Source organism: Streptococcaceae bacterium ESL0729 (assembly GCA_029391995.1).
Classification (GTDB): domain Bacteria; phylum Bacillota; class Bacilli; order Lactobacillales; family Streptococcaceae; genus Floricoccus.
This window is the reverse complement of record CP113924.1, coordinates 73,860-94,533: the sequence shown is the minus strand read 5'-3', so window position 1 is coordinate 94,533 and position 20,674 is coordinate 73,860. Positions and strand designations below refer to the sequence as shown.

The 20,674-nt window shown below is 40.1% G+C and carries 20 protein-coding genes; 3 read left to right on the top strand and 17 right to left on the bottom strand.

What is annotated here, in order from left to right; translation table 11 throughout:
- Positions 1–15: 15 nt before the first annotated feature.
- Genes OZX68_00455 through OZX68_00445 form a run of 3 tightly spaced genes read right to left on the bottom strand, consistent with a single transcriptional unit; the run spans position 16 to position 2,110 of the window.
- Positions 16–558 carry an SAM-dependent methyltransferase gene (locus OZX68_00455; protein ID WEV60764.1) on the bottom strand — a complete coding sequence of 181 codons (543 nt, stop codon included), beginning with the start codon at positions 556–558 and terminating at the stop codon, positions 16–18.
- Positions 552–1,499 (bottom strand): TIGR01212 family radical SAM protein, encoded by a 948-nt coding sequence (locus OZX68_00450; GenBank protein WEV60763.1) that lies wholly within the window; start codon positions 1,497–1,499, stop codon positions 552–554. The genes OZX68_00455 and OZX68_00450 overlap by 7 nt, the downstream gene beginning before the upstream one ends.
- Complete coding sequence (locus tag OZX68_00445; protein ID WEV60762.1) at positions 1,496–2,110, bottom strand: phosphatase PAP2 family protein; 615 nt, start codon at positions 2,108–2,110, stop codon at positions 1,496–1,498. The genes OZX68_00450 and OZX68_00445 overlap by 4 nt, the downstream gene beginning before the upstream one ends.
- A 149-nt stretch (positions 2,111–2,259) precedes the next feature.
- Between OZX68_00445 and OZX68_00440 the strand changes: the two genes are divergently transcribed.
- The gene (locus tag OZX68_00440; protein ID WEV60761.1) at positions 2,260–3,003 is read left to right on the top strand and encodes a glucosaminidase domain-containing protein; all 744 of its coding nucleotides are present in this window, start codon (positions 2,260–2,262) and stop codon (positions 3,001–3,003) included.
- Between the two features lie 32 nt (positions 3,004–3,035).
- On the opposite strand, the gene purR is transcribed toward OZX68_00440, so the two are convergent.
- From purR to OZX68_00415, 5 genes are all read right to left on the bottom strand, one after another.
- Positions 3,036–3,845 carry a pur operon repressor gene (gene purR / locus OZX68_00435; protein ID WEV60760.1) on the bottom strand — a complete coding sequence of 270 codons (810 nt, stop codon included), beginning with the start codon at positions 3,843–3,845 and terminating at the stop codon, positions 3,036–3,038.
- Between the two features lie 98 nt (positions 3,846–3,943).
- Positions 3,944–6,070, bottom strand: a complete 2,127-nt coding sequence (gene fusA, locus OZX68_00430) for an elongation factor G (GenBank protein ID WEV60759.1) — start codon at positions 6,068–6,070, stop codon at positions 3,944–3,946.
- A gap of 206 nt (positions 6,071–6,276) precedes the next feature.
- Positions 6,277–6,747 carry a 30S ribosomal protein S7 gene (gene rpsG, locus OZX68_00425; protein WEV60758.1) on the bottom strand — a complete coding sequence of 157 codons (471 nt, stop codon included), beginning with the start codon at positions 6,745–6,747 and terminating at the stop codon, positions 6,277–6,279.
- Positions 6,748–6,865: 118 nt separating this feature from the next.
- Positions 6,866–7,279 (bottom strand): 30S ribosomal protein S12, encoded by a 414-nt coding sequence (rpsL, locus tag OZX68_00420; GenBank protein ID WEV60757.1) that lies wholly within the window; start codon positions 7,277–7,279, stop codon positions 6,866–6,868.
- A gap of 417 nt (positions 7,280–7,696) precedes the next feature.
- Entirely contained in the window at positions 7,697–8,626 is a 930-nt protein-coding gene (locus tag OZX68_00415; GenBank protein WEV60756.1) for an AraC family transcriptional regulator, read from the bottom strand.
- 119 nt (positions 8,627–8,745) lie between these two features.
- Here OZX68_00415 and OZX68_00410 point away from each other — a divergent pair, with 119 nt between their 5' ends.
- Entirely contained in the window at positions 8,746–10,398 is a 1,653-nt protein-coding gene (locus tag OZX68_00410; protein ID WEV60755.1) for a family 43 glycosylhydrolase, read from the top strand.
- Positions 10,399–10,407: 9 nt separating this feature from the next.
- Positions 10,408–11,676 (top strand): MFS transporter, encoded by a 1,269-nt coding sequence (locus OZX68_00405; GenBank protein ID WEV60754.1) that lies wholly within the window; start codon positions 10,408–10,410, stop codon positions 11,674–11,676.
- 43 nt (positions 11,677–11,719) lie between these two features.
- Here the strand turns inward: OZX68_00405 and OZX68_00400 are convergent, their stop codons facing one another.
- From OZX68_00400 to OZX68_00360, 9 genes are all read right to left on the bottom strand, one after another.
- The gene (locus tag OZX68_00400; protein WEV60753.1) at positions 11,720–12,379 is read right to left on the bottom strand and encodes a CBS domain-containing protein; all 660 of its coding nucleotides are present in this window, start codon (positions 12,377–12,379) and stop codon (positions 11,720–11,722) included.
- Positions 12,380–12,419: 40 nt separating this feature from the next.
- Positions 12,420–13,124, bottom strand: coding sequence for an ABC transporter ATP-binding protein (locus OZX68_00395; GenBank protein WEV60752.1), 705 nt, complete (start codon positions 13,122–13,124; stop codon positions 12,420–12,422).
- Positions 13,124–13,888, bottom strand: coding sequence for an ABC transporter ATP-binding protein (locus OZX68_00390; protein ID WEV60751.1), 765 nt, complete (start codon positions 13,886–13,888; stop codon positions 13,124–13,126). Before OZX68_00390 ends, OZX68_00395 begins: the two co-directional genes overlap by 1 nt.
- Positions 13,888–14,844, bottom strand: a complete 957-nt coding sequence (locus OZX68_00385) for a branched-chain amino acid ABC transporter permease (GenBank protein ID WEV60750.1) — start codon at positions 14,842–14,844, stop codon at positions 13,888–13,890. Before OZX68_00385 ends, OZX68_00390 begins: the two co-directional genes overlap by 1 nt.
- Position 14,845: 1 nt before the next feature.
- Positions 14,846–15,727 carry a branched-chain amino acid ABC transporter permease gene (locus tag OZX68_00380; protein ID WEV60749.1) on the bottom strand — a complete coding sequence of 294 codons (882 nt, stop codon included), beginning with the start codon at positions 15,725–15,727 and terminating at the stop codon, positions 14,846–14,848.
- 22 nt (positions 15,728–15,749) lie between these two features.
- Positions 15,750–16,928, bottom strand: a complete 1,179-nt coding sequence (locus OZX68_00375) for an ABC transporter substrate-binding protein (GenBank protein ID WEV60748.1) — start codon at positions 16,926–16,928, stop codon at positions 15,750–15,752.
- Positions 16,929–17,085: 157 nt separating this feature from the next.
- Positions 17,086–17,538 carry a D-aminoacyl-tRNA deacylase gene (dtd, locus tag OZX68_00370; GenBank protein WEV60747.1) on the bottom strand — a complete coding sequence of 151 codons (453 nt, stop codon included), beginning with the start codon at positions 17,536–17,538 and terminating at the stop codon, positions 17,086–17,088.
- Positions 17,538–19,751, bottom strand: coding sequence for a bifunctional (p)ppGpp synthetase/guanosine-3',5'-bis(diphosphate) 3'-pyrophosphohydrolase (locus OZX68_00365; GenBank protein ID WEV60746.1), 2,214 nt, complete (start codon positions 19,749–19,751; stop codon positions 17,538–17,540). Before OZX68_00365 ends, dtd begins: the two co-directional genes overlap by 1 nt.
- Before the next feature lie 106 nt (positions 19,752–19,857).
- The gene (locus OZX68_00360; protein WEV60745.1) at positions 19,858–20,613 is read right to left on the bottom strand and encodes a 16S rRNA (uracil(1498)-N(3))-methyltransferase; all 756 of its coding nucleotides are present in this window, start codon (positions 20,611–20,613) and stop codon (positions 19,858–19,860) included.
- Between the last annotated feature and the right edge of the window lie 61 nt (positions 20,614–20,674).

Here is a 20,674-nt window from a genome sequence, read left to right as displayed (position 1 = left end):
ATTATAACAAATTAATTATATCAATTTTTCAATCATAATCAAAAATGGAGGTGTATTTTTTTGATTAAGGGGTCCATAGGTCATAGCTTGATAGCTAGTCTGCTCTAAAGAGGCCACAAAATTTAAGACCTCATCCTTCTCCTTTACTCCCCCCTCATGACCATAGTAAACCATCATGGCTAGGCGTCCTCCCCTAATCATTTGATTAAGGATTTTTGTTGCGGCTTCGATGGTTGTTGGGGCAAGTGTTATGACTGATTTGTCACTCTTTGGCAAGTAGCCCAGATTGAAGATAGCAGCCTTGATAGGCTCAGCCACGTAGCGGTCGACATGCTCATGACCAGACAAGATAAGCTCAGCTACAAGTCCCTGATCTGCTAGCCTAATTCTGGTTGATTCAAGGGCTTGTTCCTGGATGTCAAAGGCAAAAACTTTATCGGTAAGGCCAGCCAGAAAGACCGTATCATGCCCGTTACCCATGGTAGCGTCGACCACCAAGTCTCCCGGTCTTATAACCTCTTCCAACCAAGCATGAGCCAGATGTAGGGGTCTTAACATACTTGACCTCCTTTTAGCTCCTCTTCTAGTTTACAGCCCTGGGTGCTACCGCGTCTTGCCATCTCAGCATCAATGGCATTTAAGACCTCCCATTTTTTAAGGCTCCACATGGGACCAATCAAGGAATCACGCGGAGCATCTCCAGTTAGCCTGTGGATGACGATTTCTTTAGGGATGATTTCCAATTGGTCACAAATTATATTTACATACTCTTTTTGGGATAAAAGCTGCAGGCGTCCTTCATGAAAGTCCCTTTGCATACGGGTATTTTTCATTAAATGTAGGAGGTGAAGTTTAATTCCTTGGATATCACTATCTTGAACTGTCCTTCTAACATTCTCAAGCATCATGTCAGCAGTCTCACCAGGAAGGCCATTAATTAGATGGGTGCAAACCAAAATATTTTTAGCACGAAGGGCTGAGACAGCATCCAAATAGGTCTGATAATCATGAGCCCGGTTGATTAAATCACTTGTTGCCTGATAGGTTGTTTGAAGGCCCAACTCAACCCAAACAGTCATCCGCTCATTCAACTCCCCCAAATAGTCAATGGTTTCAGGAGGAAGGCAATCTGGACGGGTTCCGATGTTGATTCCCACCACATTTGGCATATTTACAGCCTGTTCAAAGCGTTCCCTTAGGATTTCAACTGGAGCATGGGTATTAGTAAAATTTTGGAAGTAAACAATATACTTTTCGACTCCACCCCATTTTTTATGGAGGAAATCAACCTCCTTTTGAAACTGAACGGGTATGGGTTCATCTGGTGCTATAATCATGTCGCCAGACCCAGATACCGTACAAAAAGTACAGCCACCCACAGCTACAGTACCGTCCCTATTGGGGCAATCAAAGCCCGCATCAATTGGAACCTTAAATATTTTTTCCCCGAAATTATTCCTTAGATATTCATTCCAGGTTGTATATGATTTTTGATTCATTTTTGAATTCCTTTAAAACGCCAGGTAAATCTCATCCTATCATAGTAGGGATAAGAGTAGAGGACTGCAGCTGAAGCTAGAGCAAAACCACCAAGCACGTCACTTGGATAGTGGACGCCCAAGTAAATTCTTGAAAAGCCAATTGTTACAATCAAAAGACTTAAACAGGTCACTAGCAAAATTTTAAGCCATGTCTTTTCAATCCTCGGTAGGAAAATAAGAATTAAGGCTAAAAATACAAGCATGGATACTGTAGAATGTCCGCTTGGGAAAGAGTAGCCACTTTCAGTGATCAAGTGGTCCTCAAAGGGAGGTCTTGGCCTCTGATATAAGTGCTTAGCAAGGGGTGCAACAATGCCTGAAACTACAAGTAAAAGGCCACCCAGGTAAATGGCTTCCATGTACCACTTTTTAAGGTAGAAGAAGATTACAAATAGGGCAACCAAAATGATTATTCTTGAAGAATTTCCAAGTTTCGTAATCGTCTCAAAAAAACTTGTTAGAAGGTCACTTCGATGGGAGAAAACAAAGCTTTGAATGGGCAGATCAAAATGTGCTATTGTTTTTGGAAAAAACTTAACGATATAACCTAGAAGAATAAAAATAAGCATTAATGTACTTCCAGCAAATCTATAATATAGTTTATTTTTCATAAAATTCATTATAGCATTTTATAGTTGGCGTTCAAGCCTTCTTAATAGACAAATATTTATTATATTGATACAATGAAAATAAGTGTACAAACTTGAAAGGATACAATATGAATATACCAACTTATACAAACCGTATACTCCAAATGGCAGCTATCGGCGGGATTGGATTATCAATTCTAGGTCTATCAACTCCCAAGGAGGTTGATGCTGCTTCCATTAAAGAAATGGCAGCTGTTGCCCAGCAAGTAGCACCTCAATATGGACTTTATCCATCTGTTATGGCCGCTCAAGCAATCTTGGAATCTGGTTATGGTAAAAGTAGCCTGGCTAACAATTACAATAATTATTTTGGTATTAAGGGTCCTGGTGTTAGTATGAAAACTGTGGAATATCTGGGTGGAGCTTGGGTTGACATGATTGAATCATTTAAAACCTATGATTCAATCTATGACAGCTTTGCAGCTAATGGAGCCCTCCTTTACTACAATTCCATCTACTACGGAACCCATGTGAGTAATACTAGCGGATATTGGGATGCAACAGCAGCCCTTCAAGGAGTCTATGCTACTGACCCTGGCTACGCCGCAAAACTTAATAAAATAATTGAAGACTATGGTCTTGCTGCCTACGACTATAACTATGGATATAGTAATCAAACGTCAAACGCAGCCTATACTACTACTTCAAGCACTTCAACAAGCAGCTACCAAACTAGTGGTAATTATACCGTTAAATCAGGTGATAGCCTATGGTCGATTTCACAAAAATACGGAACTTCTGTCGACCAACTAATGGCTAGTAATAATCTTAGCTCAGATGTTCTTCTGATTGGTCAGACGCTCAGCATATAAAAGCAAAAAAATCTCCTAAAAGGAGATTTTTTTTATTTGTAAATATTACCAAGGCTAACATCAATTTTTCCAGACTGGATATCAAGTTTATTGACCTTTAAGATTGACTTGTAACCATCAATTTGACGTTCTCCGTTAAAGACGCCTTCTGCAAGAACGGCAACTCCAGCTAGTTTGCAATCAAATTCAGAAACCAAGCTCTTCATCCCATCAAAGGTTCCGCCACCCTTCATGAAATCATCAACCAAAAGAACATTACTTCCTGACTTAAGACTACGTTTTGATAGAGTCATCTTCTCAACACGAGCACTTGATCCAGACATATAGTTAACAGAGACCGTAGCTCCTTCAGTAATTTTTGGATCTCGTCTAGCAATAACAAAGGGAATACCCAAAATTTCTGCCACAGATTGAGCGATAGGAACACCCTTTGTCGCAATGGTCATAATGGCATCAATTTTTTCATCACGAAATTCGTGGGCGATTATTTTTCCGATATTTTTTAGAACCTTAGGATTCCCTAAAACATCTGAAAGGTAAATATAACCACCTGGAAGAATCCTATTGTCTTTCACAATATCATCTAAAAGTTTGTTGGCTAAGGCCAAGCTGTAGTCATCTGAGATACCGGGCGTGAAGGTAACTCCACCACTTACACCTGCATAGGTCGTAATTTTTCCGACTTCACTTTCCTCAAAAATTTTCTTAATTATTAGTAAATCTTCCGAAATAGAAGATTTTGCTGCATCATACCTCTTACTGAAAAACGTTAATGAGGTTAGCTGATTTGGATTGTTTAGGAGAAAATTAGTAAAATCTACTAATCGTTCGCTTCTTTTCATATTTTATTCCCTTCATTCTATCTTTTATTCCCATTCTACACAAAAAAACACGAATATTCAATCGAATATTCGTGCTTTATTTAATTTTTTAGGAACAATTAAGCTTGTCCACCGTTTTTCTTGATAATTTCTTCTTGTACAGATTTTGGAACATCTTCATAGTGGTCAAATACCATCATGAATGTACCACGTCCTTGAGTTGAAGAACGTAGAGTTGTTGCGTATCCGAACATTTCAGCAAGTGGTACGAAAGCATTAACGATTTGGCTGTTACCGTGTGCTTCCATTCCGTCTACACGTCCACGACGAGCAGTAACGTGTCCCATGATGTCTCCAAGGTTTTCTTCAGGAACTGTGATTGTAACTTTCATCATTGGCTCAAGGATAACTGGGTTAGCTTTTTTAGCTGCCGCTTTAAGGGCCATAGATGCTGCTACACGGAAGGCAGTTTCATTTGAATCGACATCGTGGTATGATCCGTCGTAAAGTTTAGCTTTGATATCAACCATTGGGTATCCAGCAAGAACCCCGTTAGCCATAGACTCTTCAAGTCCTTTTTCAACAGCTGGGATGTATTCACGTGGTACAACCCCACCGACGATTGCGTTTTCGAATTCGAATCCAGCACCTTCTTCATTAGGAGTGAATTCAACCCAAACATGTCCGTATTGTCCTTTACCACCTGATTGACGTACGAATTTACCTTCGGCTTCAGTAGCTGAACGGAATGTTTCACGGTAAGATACCTGTGGAGCACCAACGTTAGCTTCAACCTTGAATTCACGTTTCATACGGTCTACAAGGACGTCAAGGTGAAGTTCACCCATACCAGAGATTACAGTTTCACCAGTTTCAACGTTTGTTTCAACGCGGAATGTTGGATCTTCTTCTGCAAGTTTTTGAAGGGCAACACCCATCTTATCTTGGTCAGCTTTAGATTTAGGTTCAACAGAAAGTTGGATAACTGGTTCTGGAATTTCGATTGACTCAAGGATAACCTTGTGTTTTTCGTCTGCAAGAGTATCACCAGTTGTAGTATCTTTAAGACCAACAGCTGCTGCGATATCTCCAGCGTAAACTTCGCTGATTTCTTTACGAGTGTTCGCGTGCATTTGTAGGATACGTCCGATACGTTCACGTTTACCTTTAGAAGTGTTTAGTGTGTATGATCCTGATTGAAGGATACCAGAGTAAACACGGAAGAAAGTAAGACGTCCAACGAATGGGTCAGTCATGATCTTGAAGGCAAGGGCTGAGAATGGCTCTTCGTCAGATGCTGGACGAGTTTCTTCTTCGTCTGTATCTGGGTTGATACCTTTGATTGCAGGGATGTCAAGTGGTGAAGGTAGGTAGTCGATAACCGCATCAAGCATCATTTGAACACCTTTGTTCTTGAAGGCAGAACCAGCAAGCATTGGGTAGAATTCAACGTTGATTGTTGCTTTACGGATAGCAGCTTTAAGCTCAGCTTCAGTGATTTCTTCACCTTCAAGGTAAGCCATCATAAGGTCTTCGTCAGTTTCAGCTACAGCTTCAACTAATTTGCTGTGCCATTCTTCAGCAAGTGCTTCGTATTCATCAGCATCGAAGTTAAGGGCAGCAAGTTCAGCTTTGAATTCGTCTGATCCAACAACAAGTTCTTTAATGTCAGTTCCAAGGTCGTTAGTATAGATCTCAGCTGTCATGTTAACAAGGTTGATGATTCCGATGAAATCTTCTTCAGCTCCAATTGGAATTTGGATTGGGTGAGCGTTTGCGTTCAAACGGTCATGTAGAGTTGAAAGTGAGTAGTAGAAATCAGCTCCGATTTTATCCATTTTGTTGGCGAAAACAATACGTGGAACCTTGTAGTCTGTAGCCTGACGCCAAACTGTTTCTGTTTGAGGCTCAACACCTGATTGAGCATCAAGTACTGTAACAGCTCCATCAAGTACGCGAAGTGAACGTTGTACTTCAATTGTGAAGTCCACGTGTCCTGGTGTGTCGATGATATTTACACGGTTACCTTTCCACTGTGCAGTTGTAGCCGCAGAAGTGATTGTAATACCACGTTCTTGTTCTTGCTCCATCCAGTCCATTTGTGATGCACCTTCGTGAGTTTCACCGATTTTGTGGATTTTACCAGTATAGTAAAGTACACGTTCAGTAGTTGTTGTTTTACCAGCATCGACGTGAGCCATGATACCGATATTACGAGTGTTTTCTAATGAAAATTCGCGTGCCATTAGGTTGTTTCTCCTTAATATTTTTCTATAGAAATATTCTATCACATTTAGTTCAAAAACAAAACTGGAAGGGCAGTAGCCCACCCAGTTATGTCTTTGTATGTTTACCTATTTAGTTGTGCTTGGGCTAGCCAAGCTTGCCTGTAGTAAACTACAGGACTTGTGCTACTTAAGCAAGTAGTTTCTTCGGGCAAAGCCAGAAGATCTTACCAGCGGAAGTGAGCGAATGCACGGTTAGCTTCTGCCATTTTGTGAGTATCTTCACGTTTCTTAACAGATGCACCAGTGTTGTTAGCTGCGTCCATGATTTCTTTAGCAAGACGGTCTTGCATAGTGTGTTCACCACGTTGACGTGCAATTGTTACCAACCAACGAAGTCCAAGAGTTGTACGACGTTCTGGACGTACTTCAACTGGTACTTGGTAGTTTGATCCACCAACACGACGTGCGCGTACTTCAAGGATAGGCATGATGTTTTCCATTGCAGTTTCAAAAACTTCAAGTGGTTCATTTCCTGTAGTTTCCTTGATTTGATCAAATGCACCATAAACGATGCTAGCAGCAGTTCCACGTTTACCATCTAGCATAAGGCGGTTGATAAGACGTGTAACGATTTTTGAATTATATAACGGATCTGGCAAAACTTCACGTTTTGGAGCTTGTCCTTTACGACTCATTTCGAGTTATCTCCTTCTCAATTTTTTATTAATTTTTTATAACTTGTTCTTAAGACTAATGACTAGTTGTTCTTTCTACGCAACAAGTGGGCAGGCTGAACTCCTAATGATTTTTGAATTAAGCTTTAGGTCTCTTAGTTCCGTATTTAGAACGGCTTTGTTTACGGTCAGCAACACCTGCAGTATCAAGTGCTCCACGAACGATGTGGTAACGTACCCCTGGAAGGTCTTTTACACGTCCACCACGGATAAGTACAACACTGTGTTCTTGTAGGTTGTGTCCGATACCTGGGATGTAAGCAGTAACTTCGATAAGGTTAGAAAGACGTACACGGGCATACTTACGTAAAGCTGAGTTAGGTTTCTTAGGTGTCATAGTACCAACACGAGTTGCTACTCCACGTTTTTGTGGTGATGAAAGTTTAGTTTGAACTTTTTTACGGCTGTTGTATCCGATGTTCAAGGCTGGTGAGTTTGATTTTTCTACTTTTGATTTACGCGGTTTGCGAACCAATTGGTTAATAGTAGGCATTTTATTAACTTACTCCTTATTTTTTTAATGTGTGTTTTGTTAGTTTCGGGCAAGAAAAGGTGACTCCCTTGCCCACGCCACTAAAGTAACGTTTGCGTGTACCTTGCAACTTGTCAGCACGTCTCTGTACACTTTCGAGAGACCAAATGTAAAAAGTACCGTTAGTAATAATACCATTTTAGCCTTTTACTGTCAAGATTATTTCCTTTAAAAATCAAGACTTTTATCAGGTTTTCAAGACCCACTAAAGGACGAATCTCGACCTTGCCTTAAAAAATAGAGATAGGGCAAGATTATCCACTAGATTAGATAAAATTGTACATGAAAATTAATCTTTTTTTATATATTCTGTAGACAAGTTTTAGAAAGCGTTTTCTTTAATTTATAACTTATGTTAGGAGGGTCTAATTCTTAAGCTTACTTGTACCTAGAAAGTTCTCTTAGAGCCTGATCTTGGGAATAAATAACCTGCTCATCACCGATACTTGCAGCTGAAACCAGGGCTTGAAATTCTCCCTGCCAGCGGTTATCCTTCCTGAAATCACGAGGGGACTTCCCATATACCTTTTTGAAGGCCTTATTTAAGTAACGAATATCTGAGAAGCCAGAAGACTCACAAATAGTCAAAAGATTATTTTCAGTATTCACTAATAAGTATCGGGCTCGTTCACACCTTAAAATATTCAAATACTCCTGAAAGCTAATCCCAAAATTTTCTTTGAAAAATCTGGATAGGTAGGTAGTTGAAAGTGAAAGATGACTAGAAATATCCGAAAGAAGCAATTTTTCCTGATAGTGGGCACTTATATAATTACTTATCTGATTAATTCGGTCATGCTTATAAAGGAATTTATTTTGCTCCCGTATAGATTTGTGGTCATAGGGAACAACTGCTAGTAAATCATGAATGATTAGGGAGGTGTAGCCGTGGCAAACTAAGGGTGAATAGTCACTGGCTTCAAAATGAGCACGACTAGCAAGAAACAAGTGTTTTCTTAGCCTGGTAGCTGCTTGGCTTTCATCAAGTATTACAGGTTTTGACTCAAAATAGAGTTCATTGATTTGCGGAAAGAATCCTTCAAAATGTTGTGGGGAAATCTGGAATATTAATAGGAGGGCTCCATCTTGAGAAGAAAATTCATGTAGTTGGCAGGAATTTAGAACAAGAAATTGGCCTGCACCAAGCTCAAAAGTTTCTCCATTAGTTGTAAGATTCATTGTGCCACTTAGGAGATAAATAATCTCAATATCGCTATGCAGATGAGGGCTACGGTACTTCATCTCAACCAGGAATATATAAATATCCTGAATCTCACTATGCTCCACACATTCAAATTTAGTTGACATTTGCTACCTCCTTAACAAACTTTATTATAAGTAAAGTTGGGATTACTAGCAATAGATGAAATGATTACCATTTTTAGAGTTTTATGTTTAATTTAGCAAAAAGAAAAGAGGAAAACACTATGACTACTATCCAAAATCCAATTATGGCTGGAATGGCTCCAGATCCATCAGCAATCCGTGTAGGCGAGGATTATTATGTAGCTACATCAACCTTCCACTGGACTCCAGGCATCCCAATTTTTCATTCAAAAGACTTAGCTAACTGGGAACTTGTGACAAACGTCCTTACAGGTGGAGAAATTGATTTACGGGGAACGGATACTCCAGCTGGAATTTGGGCACCAAATCTATCTTATGATAAAGCGACCAAAAAATTTTGGATGACTTATTGTCAAATGGTTAATATGACTGGGCGTGAATTTAATGCCAACACCTATACCATGTATGCTGATGAAATTACAGGCCCTTGGTCTAAGCCCCAATATGTAACTTCAATTGGAATTGATCCTTCTCTCTTTCATGATGAGAATGGTAAAAAATATCTGGCAGTCCTTGAATGGGAATCACGCGTCGGTTATCCCTCTCCTGGTCGAGTTGTCATTGCAGAATACGATACAGAAAATGGCCAAATCATAGGAGATTGGAAACGGGTAAGTTCTGGTTTCACTACAAGGGGCTGTGTAGAAGCACCATATATCTGGAAACGCAATGACTACTACTACCTAATTCTTGCTTCTGGAGGAACAGGCTACGGTCATGGCGTTGAAATTGGACGCTCAAAAAATATTTTTGGGCCCTATGAAGCCCACCCTTCAATGGAGCCCATCCTTACCTCATCACCCGCTCATCTTTTTTCTTTAGGTGACCCAGATGCTGGTCACTTTGAAATGTATAATCCTCATTCAAGACTCCAAAAATCTGGTCACGGATCTCTTGTCCAAACGCCAACTGGTGAATGGTATATGTTCCATCTGATGAGTCGCCCACTTGAAGGAAAGCTCCTAAATCCACTAGGACGCGAAACCTCGATTCAGGAGATGACTTGGACCGATGAAGGTTGGCTTGAAATGAAGGATGGATCGAATCTGGCAAAAGAGTTTGTCCAAATTCCTTATGAGGTTGAGCTTCCTACTACTCAAAAAGATGATATCAAAGAAAACTTTGAAGGAGCGAGTATCAGCGAATATTTTATGACCCCCTACCACTTCAAAAATGATGACTGGGTCAAACAAGTCAATAATAAACTTGAGATTTACGGGCGTGACTCCCTCTTTTCTAAGGTAAGTCCTTCAATCATGGGGACTAGGGCAAGTTCATTTAACTATGAGGTTGAAACAAAACTTACCTTCAAACCAAATCACTACTCACAAAAATCAGGACTTGGTCTTTACTATGATGCTAATGATTGGCTGTTTGCTCATCTGACCTACTCTGAACAATACGATACAGTTGTACTTGCCTTATCCCAGGCCAAACTAGGTGAACGAATTGAATATATCCATGAACATGTAGCTATTCCAGAAGGAGAGATTAGCCTAAAAATTGCCTATAAAAATGCTCTAGCAACCATCTTCTACCGCATTAAAGAAGATGATGAGTGGACTGTATTTGTAGCTAAACTTGATGTTGATTATCTATCAGACGAAGGAGTTAATGGAACTCCAGGAGAAATTGGAGGCTTTACTGGCCTTGTCAACTTCATCGGAAGCGTTGATGCTTACCAGCACAAATCTTGTGGTCAATTTGACTACTACCATGTATCAAATTTATAGGAGACAGTTATGAAAAATGCAGCCACTTTAACAAAAGATATTGATAGTAAAACAGTTCCTCTAAAAAGGTTGGTCCCAGGACTTGTCATTGGACCTGCCAGCTGGCTTGGGCCCTATGCAGTTTGTTCAAGCCTTTACTTACCTGCCCTTATTCAGGAACTTGATTCAGCTCATAAGGTAGGACTTGTAGCACTTTTTTCTACAACCTCAATGATTGCAGCATCCATTTCAAATATGGTAGCAGGATCTATTTCAGACCGTACAGTTTCCCGCTTTGGGAAAAGGACCCCTTGGATTTTTGGAGGCTCATTAGCCTTCATGATTTTGATGATAATTGCTGGTATGGCAACAAACATATCTGTCCTTTTAATTACTTGGATTTTGGGGCAAGTGGCCCTAAACTTTGTTGTGGCACCAATGGTTGCTTGGCTTGATTTAGCACCAAAAGGTGGTGGTGGAACAGCCTCTTCTGCTTACGGGGGACTGGGCATGGCTCTTGGTAACAATGGATTCACAGTCCTTGGAGTCTACTTCCTACACCGGCTTCAATTAGGTTTCACAACTTTTGGTATCATAACCTTCCTTGGATGTTTACTGGCTCTTATTATTGTCCGTGAGCCATCTAATCTGGGTGATGTAGAACATAAGGAGGTTGCTAAAAAAGAATCTTTGGGTCAACTTTTCAAATCAGTCTGTCCAAAATGGGCAATTGGTCGTGATTACTATCTTGCCTTAGCCGGGAAAATGTTTCAAAGTGCATCAAATTATATGATTGCAAGCTATATTCTTTATATTTTAACGGATTTCATGCGTCAAAGTGATGCCGTAGTCAAGTCAACTGTTCAGCAACTAAATATCATTATGCTTGTTTTTGGTATCCTTTGTGGTTTCTTTGTTGGCCCCCTTTGCGACAAGACAAAATTTTTAAAGATTCCCCTTGCCCTAGCCACTGTTTTCATGAGTTTAGGGGCTCTTGCCATTTACTTCTTCCAAGATGCTAAAGGAATTATTATATACGCCTTCCTAGCAGGACTAGGCCTTGGAATATGGAATTCCCTTAATAATCTTTTAAATCTTAAAATAATTCCCGATAAGGAAAAAGTTGCCTTCTTCCTGGGTGTTTATAATCTTGGTTCTACCGTAACTCAAGCCCTTGCTCCAATTCTTGCAGCCCTAGCTATAAGCACCTTTGGTTTTCAAGCCATTTTCCTAATGTCTGCCTTATTCGCCCTCCTATCTGGAATTTCAATTATTTCAATCAAAGGAATTAAATACTAACAAAAAAAGAAGCCCCAATATTAATAGGCTTCTTTTTTTAAATTTAACTAGCTTTAGCTTCTGTCTTTTCAACACTTTCAACCTTAAAGCCTGCTGCTTCAAATTTACTTTGAATGTCAGCTTCATTATGGTTTCCATCAAGAAGGATTTCTAAAATTGTAGTTCCTTCTTCCTTGTTGTTAAGCTGGAGAATACTCATCACATTGTATTCATTTTTTGCTACTAGATCAGCAATTTTTTCAAGGGCTCCAATTTCATTTTTGACAGACAAACGAATCCTCACACCTGCTTCTCCGTAACCTGCAACCTTTAAGAAGGCCCCAAAAACATCCTTATCAGTGATGATTCCTTCAAGTTCCCCCTCATCAACTACGGGAAGAACACCAATATTGTTTTCACGCATCAAATAGACCGCATCTTCAAGAGATGCAAACTGCGAAATTGTTACAACATTTTTGATCATGATTGACTTGACTGTTGTCTTGTTAAGCAAGTAATTCATCTCATAAACTGAAAGACTTGTAGCCTTACTAGGACTTGCCTCAGCAATTGTTCCTTCTGTGACTAGACCAACTAACTTACCATTATCAAGAACTGGTAAACGGTGAATATTTTTTTCACGCATTAAATCAGTAACTCCCGCTACCTTGGTATCAGGGCCTACACTGATTACCTCTTTTGTCATAAAATCCTTAACCGCCATCTTCTTACTCCTTTAATTTTTAAATAAATCCTTTGAAGGATTAGCCTCCAAGATATGCCTTACGTACTTCGTCACTTTCTAAAAGTTCTTTACCCGTACCTGCTAAAACAACTTTCCCTGTCTCTAAAACATAGCCTCGGTCAGAGATAGCCAAGGCCTTATTGGCATTTTGCTCAATCAAAAGAACGGTTGTTCCTTGCTTTTGAATATCTTGAATTATATCAAAAATCTCTTGAATGAAGATTGGTGCAAGACCCATTGACGGCTCATCTAGCAATAATAGCTTAGGTGTTCCCATAAGGGCACGACCCATAGCAAGCATCTGCTGCTCCCCACCTGACAAGGTTGATGCATCTTGATTCTTACGCTCTTCCAAACGTGGGAAACGAGAGAACACTTTCTTAAGATTGCGGGCATTTTCTTCCCGGTCCTTTTTAAGGTAGGCACCCATCTCAAGATTTTCAAGGACGGTAAGTCCAGGAAAGACATGACGTCCTTCTGGTACCTGACAAAGGCCTGAGGATACAATCCTTTGTGGGGCAGTTTTTTGAATTTCCTGCCCTTCAAAGGTTATAATCCCATTTTTAGGGCGGACAAGACCTGAAATCGTATGGAGAATGGTTGTTTTACCAGCCCCGTTAGCTCCAATCAGGGAAACAATCTCACCCTCGTTAACCTTAAAATTTACATCACTTACAGCCTGGATCACGCCATAATAGACAGATAAGTCCTTAACCTCTAACATTAGGCTTCACCTCCTAGATAAGCTTCAATAACTCTTTTATTATTCTTAATTTCTTCTGGTTTACCTTCTGCAATCATCCTACCATATTCAAGTACATAGATTCTTTGGCAAACATCCATTACAAGTCCCATATCATGCTCGATTAAGACGATTGTAATCCCAAATTTTTCCTGAATTTCCTTAATCAGACCAGTCAATTCGGCTGTTTCCTGGGGGTTCATCCCAGCTGCAGGCTCATCTAAAAATAAAATTTTAGGGTCAGTCGCAAGGGCACGAACAATCTCAAGCTTTCTTTGTTCCCCGTAGGGTAATTTACTAGCTGGAATATCTTGCTTGTCCTGCAGGTTAAAAATTTTCAAAAGCTCTTGAGCTTTAGCGACAAGCTCCTCATCAACCTTATAATAAATTGGAAGACGTAAAAGGCTGGCCAGAAAATGCTTCTTCTTTTTGGCACCAAGGGCAATCAAAACATTATCTAAGACTGAAAGGTCTTTAAACAAACGAATATTCTGGAAGGTCCTACCTAAGCCAGCCTGAGCAAACTTATAGGGAGGAAGACCATTTAAGACGCGGCCATCAAGCTCGACACTACCTTCGCTGGGCTCATAGACACCAGTTAATAGATTAAAAAGGGTCGTTTTTCCAGCTCCATTAGGTCCAATCAGACCAACTAATTCAGAGCTTTCAAGGCTGATACAAACGTCACTTACGGCAGTTAGGCCACCAAAGTTTTTTGTTAAATTTTTTACTTCAAGAAGTGCCATTATTTGACCCCCTTAGTTTCTTTATGATTGAAAAATGCAGATAACTTAAATTCTTTGGTTCCAAGAAGCCCACCTGGTCTAAAAATCATTACAAGAATTAGAGCAAGTGAGTAGATGACCATCCTTAGGCTTCCAAAATCTTGCAGGAAGATATTTAGGAAACCAAGAGCAATAGCTGCAATTATTGTACCAGTGATACTTCCAAGTCCACCAAAAACGACAATAATAATGATATTTACTGATTGTAACCAAGTAAAGTCCTTAGGAGTTACTGTTCCGATTAGACCTGCATAAAGAGACCCTGCAATGCTTGAAAGAACAGCCCCGTAAACAAAGGCTAAAACCTTAACTTTTGTAGTATTAACCCCCATAGACTCAGCTGCAATCTCATCTTCTCTGATTGAGAGAGTCTCACGCCCACTTGCTGAGTTAACAAAGTTTGCAGTCAAAATGATTGCAAGGGCTACAAAGATATAAACTGTCTGCCAGCTGGTAAAGAGAGGAATCCCTGAAAGTCCCGCTGCTCCATTGGTCAACTCATCACCATTCATGATAAGAATTCTAATAATCTCAGAAACTCCAAGGGTCGCAATGGCTAGATAGTCTCCCTTAAGTCTAAGGGTTGGAATCCCAACGATTAGGGCTACTAGTCCTGCAAGAACAGCTCCTACAAACATGGCTATATAAAAGGCATAGTAGTAGGTTGAATACATACCAACAATGGCTGCAGCATAAGCTCCAATAGCCATGAAACCAGCTGTACCGAAGGAGAATTGTCCCGAAAATCCAATTACAAAGTTCAAACCAACGGCTAGAATAATTTGGATTCCGATGTAGCTAATTGACTGAACACCGAAGGTATTTATTATCCCACCAGAAATCATGAATTGTAGCAGGACAAATCCTGCCACCAAAAGCACTGACCAGATCAGGCTTGTTTTTACTCTATTTTTCATATTAAACCTTCTCCTTCACGCTTTTTCCTAAGATACCAGCTGGCCTAATTAGGAGGATGACAATCAAGATAGCATAAACTACAGCGTCCTTATAACCTGCAATCCAAGAGAGTTTGCCTGGAATTGACTGGGTAAATGTTTCCAAAAGACCAATTACAAGCCCACCAAGAGCTGCACCTGGGATAATTCCAATTCCTCCAAGAACCGCTGCGACAAAGGCTTTAAGTCCTGGTGTCATACCCATTAAAGGATCAATTGAACCATAGTAAAGACCAATCATGACACCTGCAGCTCCTGCAAGGGCACTACCAAGGGCAAAGGTAAAGCTGATTGTATGATCAACATTAATCCCCATAAGTTGAGCGGCTTCCTTATCAACTGATACAGCACGCATAGCTTTACCCATCTTAGTTTTTTGAACAATCAACTGAAGGGCTGCCATCAAGATAAGTGATGTTACAAGAATCATCAGCTGAATATTTGTAATTGTGATCGATCCAAAGCTATATTTGTGAACCTCGATAGCTTGTGGAAACTGTCTAGCTGAGCTACCTAGAAAGTAGATCATTGTATTTTCTAAGAGGAAGGACACCCCGATTGCTGTAATCAGAGCAGAAATCCTTGTTGAATTCCTTAGGGGTCTGTAGGCTAAAAATTCAATCACAACCCCTAAAAGTGCTGTCCCAACCATTGATATGATGAGGGCCAAAAAGAAATTCATATGGAGGTTATTTATTAAAAAGTAACCCATGAAGGCACCCATCATGTAGACATCACCGTGGGCAAAATTTATTAACTTAATAATCCCGTATACCATGGTATACCCTAAGGCTATTAGGGCATACACACTTCCGAGAATCAAACCATTTACGATTATTTGCATTGATTCACCTTTTTCATTTTATTTACTTCGGATTAACAACTTCCGCTTTGCTCTCAACTCCATTATCCAAGCTTATTACAACGGCTGATTTAATCGGATTGTGATTTTCATCAATTGTAATCATCCCAGTTACACCTTCAAATCCCTTAATTTTTGCTAGATATTTAGCAAGCTGTGCTGAGTCTTCAACATCTCCTGCTTCAGCTGCCTCTTTAACCATATAAACTGCATCATAGGCCAAGGCTGAGAATCCTGATGGCTCTTGATTGTAGGCCTTTTTGTAGGCTTCAATGAAGGGTTCAGTCTTACTACTTGCTGGAGCTTTAGGAGAGAAGGCACCTACATAGTGAACATTACTTGCTGCAGCATTACCTGCAAGCTTCACATAAGTATCTGATGCAAATCCATCTCCTCCAATAATTGGAGCGTCAATTCCAAGCTCACGTGCCTGTTTAGTAATCAAACCTGTTTCATTATAGTAACCAGGCATTACAATGGCATCAAATTTAAGATTTTTAATCTTAGATAGGGTTGCTTGGAAGTCCTTGTCACCAGACTGGAAGGTTACAGTATCAACAATATCTCCTGTAAATGACTTCTTAAATGAATTGTAGATTCCTTTGGCATAGTCACTTGAATTATCATAATAAACAAGAACATTTTTAGCCTTCAGGCTATCTTCTACGTACTCTGCAATGATTTTACCCTGGTCACTATCCTGGAAGATAGTTCTAAAGGCAAATTCATTTAGGCGGCCATTTTTCATGACTGTCAGACTATCATCAGACCCTGATGGTGTAATGAAAGGAACACCTGCACGTGCTGTGTTAGGAATGATAGCCTTTGCAGCTCCTGAGGTTGCTGGTCCAATGACCGCTACCACCTTATCATTTGAAACCAGGCTACTTGCGATATTAGCAGCCTCAGCATTGTCGGATTTATTATCCTTAGCTACGACTTCAATCTTCTTGCCATTAATTCCACCGCTTGCATTTATTTGCTGAACAGCCAGGTCAGCTCCCATCTTCTCCTGCTCACCATAAGCTGCAACAGGACCCGTCATCTCCAAATCGTATCCTATTTTAAATGTATTTCCAACCTTATTAGCTGCACCATCTGGTGCCCCAGTAGGAGCCTGACCACAGGCTGCTAAACTTAAGGTAGTTATTACGGCCAAGGCAGATAAAACTACTTTCTTCATATTAAGACCTCTCCTAAATTTACTCAATTATTTCCTTAAATTAATCTAGTTCAACTAATCTAGTCATAGTATATTGAATTATCTGAAAATTGTCAATAATTATTATTTTTTAACAGCAAAAAAGACAGACCCCAAATGGAACTGCCTTTTTCTTCTATTATCTAGCTTCTTTACTATCTAAAATAATGGTAACTGGTCCATCATTAAGAAGGGAAACCTTCATGTCTGTTCCAAAAATGCCTGTCTCTATTTTTTGACCCAAAGCTTTACTTAAGGAATCATTGAAGCTATCATAAAGCTTTCTGGCGTAATCAGGTCTTCCTGCACCAGTAAATGATGGCCTATTCCCCTTTTTGGTATTGGCATAGAGGGTAAACTGGGACAGGGATAAAATCCCTCCTCCTATATCTTTGACGGAAAGATTCATCTTGCCGGAAGAATCTGAAAAAATCCTCATATTGGCTATTTTCCTGACGGCATAGTCAAGATCTAGCTGACTGTCTGCATCTTCGATACCAACGAGAAGATGGAGACCTTGATTAATTTGCCCAATCACTTTGTGATCGACAGACACGCTAGCTTGCTCAACCCTTTGAATTACTACTCTCATTAGCCATTTGTCCTCTTAACTGAATAAACATCAGGTATCATCTTGACTTTATCAACAACCAAGGTCAACTCACTTAAGTTCTTAATCCCAAGTGAAATATGGATATTTGCAATCTTCTTATCCTTAGTAGGATGAGCTGAGACAGAGATTAGATTCTTGGTGGTATTACTTAGGAGCTGGAGGATATCATTTAAGAGCCCTGGTCTATTAAAACCATAGACATCAATGTCTGCTACATACTCCTTAGAGCCTGTTGTCTCCTCCCATTCAACGTCAATCAATCGATTTTCAAAATCTTCTTGGGCCTTAACATTTTGACAGTCACTTCGGTGGATAGAAACTCCCCGACCCTTAGTAATGTAGCCGATTATCTCATCTCCTGGTACAGGATTACAACATTTACTCATCCGCACAAGAAGACTGTCAATGTTTGCAACATTAACTCCACCATCATGGCGGATTTTCATAACATCAGTCTTGGTCTTTTTGACCTCACCCTGCATAAGCTCTTCAGCTTCTTGACGTTGTTTTTCCCGCTCAATCTCACGACGTTCTTTTTCAGTCAGCTTATTAAAGACGCTGATTACTCCTGTTTCACCAAAGCCAATTGAGGCAAAAAGAGCATCTGAATCCCTAAAATTAAGCTTGTTACACGCATCATCAAGGTGTCTTTTATCAAGATACTGATTAGGCACAAAGTCATTTTCCTGCAAGTAGTCCTGGAGCATCTCACGCCCCTTATTAATTGATAGCTCCTTATCTTGACTCTTAAAAAAGTTTTTAATCTTATTCTTGGCCTTGTTGGTCTTTACAATATTCAACCAATCCCGACTAGGACCAAAAGAGGTCTTGCTGGTGATAATCTCAACAACATCACCCGTTTTCAAGGTCTGGGTTAAAGGGGACATCCTACCATTTATCTTAGCACCTGTTGCCTTATCTCCTACTTGAGTGTGGATGGCATAGGCAAAGTCAATCGGACCAGAACCTGATGGTAATTCCTGAACAGCCCCAGTCGGAGTAAAAACATAAATTTTTTCTGCTAAAATATCTTCTTGGACCTGCTTGATAAAATCCTGGGCATTATTACTTTGGCTTTGAAGTTCAACCAGCTCATGAAGCCAGTTAAGGTTTTGTGCCAATTCATCATTACTTACCTTGGCCTTGTGACCTTCCTTATAGGCCCAGTGAGCTGCAACCCCGTACTCAGCAATTTCATGTTGCTTTTTAGTCCTGATTTGGAATTCAACCGGCCCTTTAGGTCCATAAACTGTGGTATGAACAGACTGGTAACCATTTTCCTTGGGATTTGCTATATAGTCCTTAAAACGACCAGGCATAGGCTTCCATAAATCATGAATGTAGCCAAGTGTTGTATAGACATCAGATGTTGTATCCATGACACAGCGGATGGCGATTAAATCGTAGATTTCATCAAAACGCTTCCTCTTGTCATGCATCTTCCTGTAAATAGAATAGATGTGTTTAGGACGGCCATATACCTCACCTTCAACGCCGACCTCTTCTAAATGCTTATTTAGCTTGGCAACGACATCTGTAACAAGATTTTCTCGGTCAGTCCTCTTTTCATTCATCAGACTGCGAATCCTATAGAACTCAAGTTCATTCAAGTACCTAAATGATAAATCCTCAAGCTCCCACTTAATTCTACTGATACCAAGTCTGTGAGCAAGGGGGGCATAGATATCCATAGTCTCACGTGAAATTCTTTTTTGCTTGTCAGGACGCAAGTGCTTTAAAGTTCTCATGTTGTGCAGGCGGTCAGCAAGCTTGACAAGAATTACCCGCATGTCTCGACTCATGGCCATAAGCATCTTACGATGATTCTCAGCCAACTGCTCCTCATGGGACTTATATTCAACCTTACCGAGTTTTGTAACCCCGTCAACAATGTTTCTGACATCTTCCCCAAATTCTTCCTCTAAATCATCCAGGGTAGCCTCTGTATCCTCAACTACATCATGCAAAAATCCGCAAGCTACTGTCACAGCATCAAGCTTCAAATCAGCCAGAATACCTGCTACTTGGATGGGATGAACAATGTAAGGTTCTCCCGATTGTCTATATTGCAAGGCATGGGCCTTTGTCGCAAAAACCAAGGCCTTTTGGACCATGATCAAATCCTTCTCATTCATGTAAGAGGAAGCAAGTTTCACAACCTGATCTCCCGTCAAATTCGGTTCTGTAGCCATCTTTTCTCCTCAGTGTCTCAAATTATTAGTCTAATTTTAGCACCAATTGTTCAAAAAAAAAAGCACTATGCGTGCTTTCTAATAAGAATGAAATAATTTATAAACTTTATTCCTTATTATTTAATAGTTCAAGATAAAAGCTTAGGGAACTTAGGGCATAAAGAGGAGCTGTCTCAGCTCTCATAATTCTTGGACCAAGCCCAACTATTTTTGCACCATTTTCTAGGAAACAATCAATTTCCTTGGGCGAAATACCGCCTTCTGGGCCAAAGATTACAAGAACCCTTTGACCAAATTTAAGGGTCTCAAGGGCCTGAACAAAACCTGCCTTTTCCTCCTCCTTAGCAGACTCCTCATAGGCCACAAGAATTAGATCAAAGTTACTTAATTTATTAAGGAAGTCACCCTTATTTTCAAAGAGCTGAACCTTAGGAACTACCAATCGCTTGCTCTGCTCGCTGGCCCCTTGGGCAATCTTTTCAAGACGATTGGCCCTTTTCCCAATTTTTTTATGGTCAAGTTTTGCAACTGACCAGTCAGCTGGAAAGCCCCAAAGGGCGTGCATGCCAAGCTCAGTTCCCTTTTGAGCCAAAAAATCGAGCTTATCTCCCTTTGGATAACCCATAGCAATGGTTACATCTACTGGAAGTTCGACTGACCTTTCTAAGAATTCGGTAATTTTGAATTTTTGTCCTTCAACAACTTCAGTCAGAGCCAATTTGCGGTCATCAAAAACCAACTGAATCAGGTCGCCTTCATTCAAACGCATAACCCGGAACATGTGACCCAGGGTATCTCCGTCTTCAATCTCAAAAATTTCATCAAGGGCTGGTGCCTGACTTTTTATATGATATTGTTGCATGAACTTTCTCCTTTTGCTTCTTTTCTTCCATTATATCACAACAAAAAAACCAGCCGAAGCT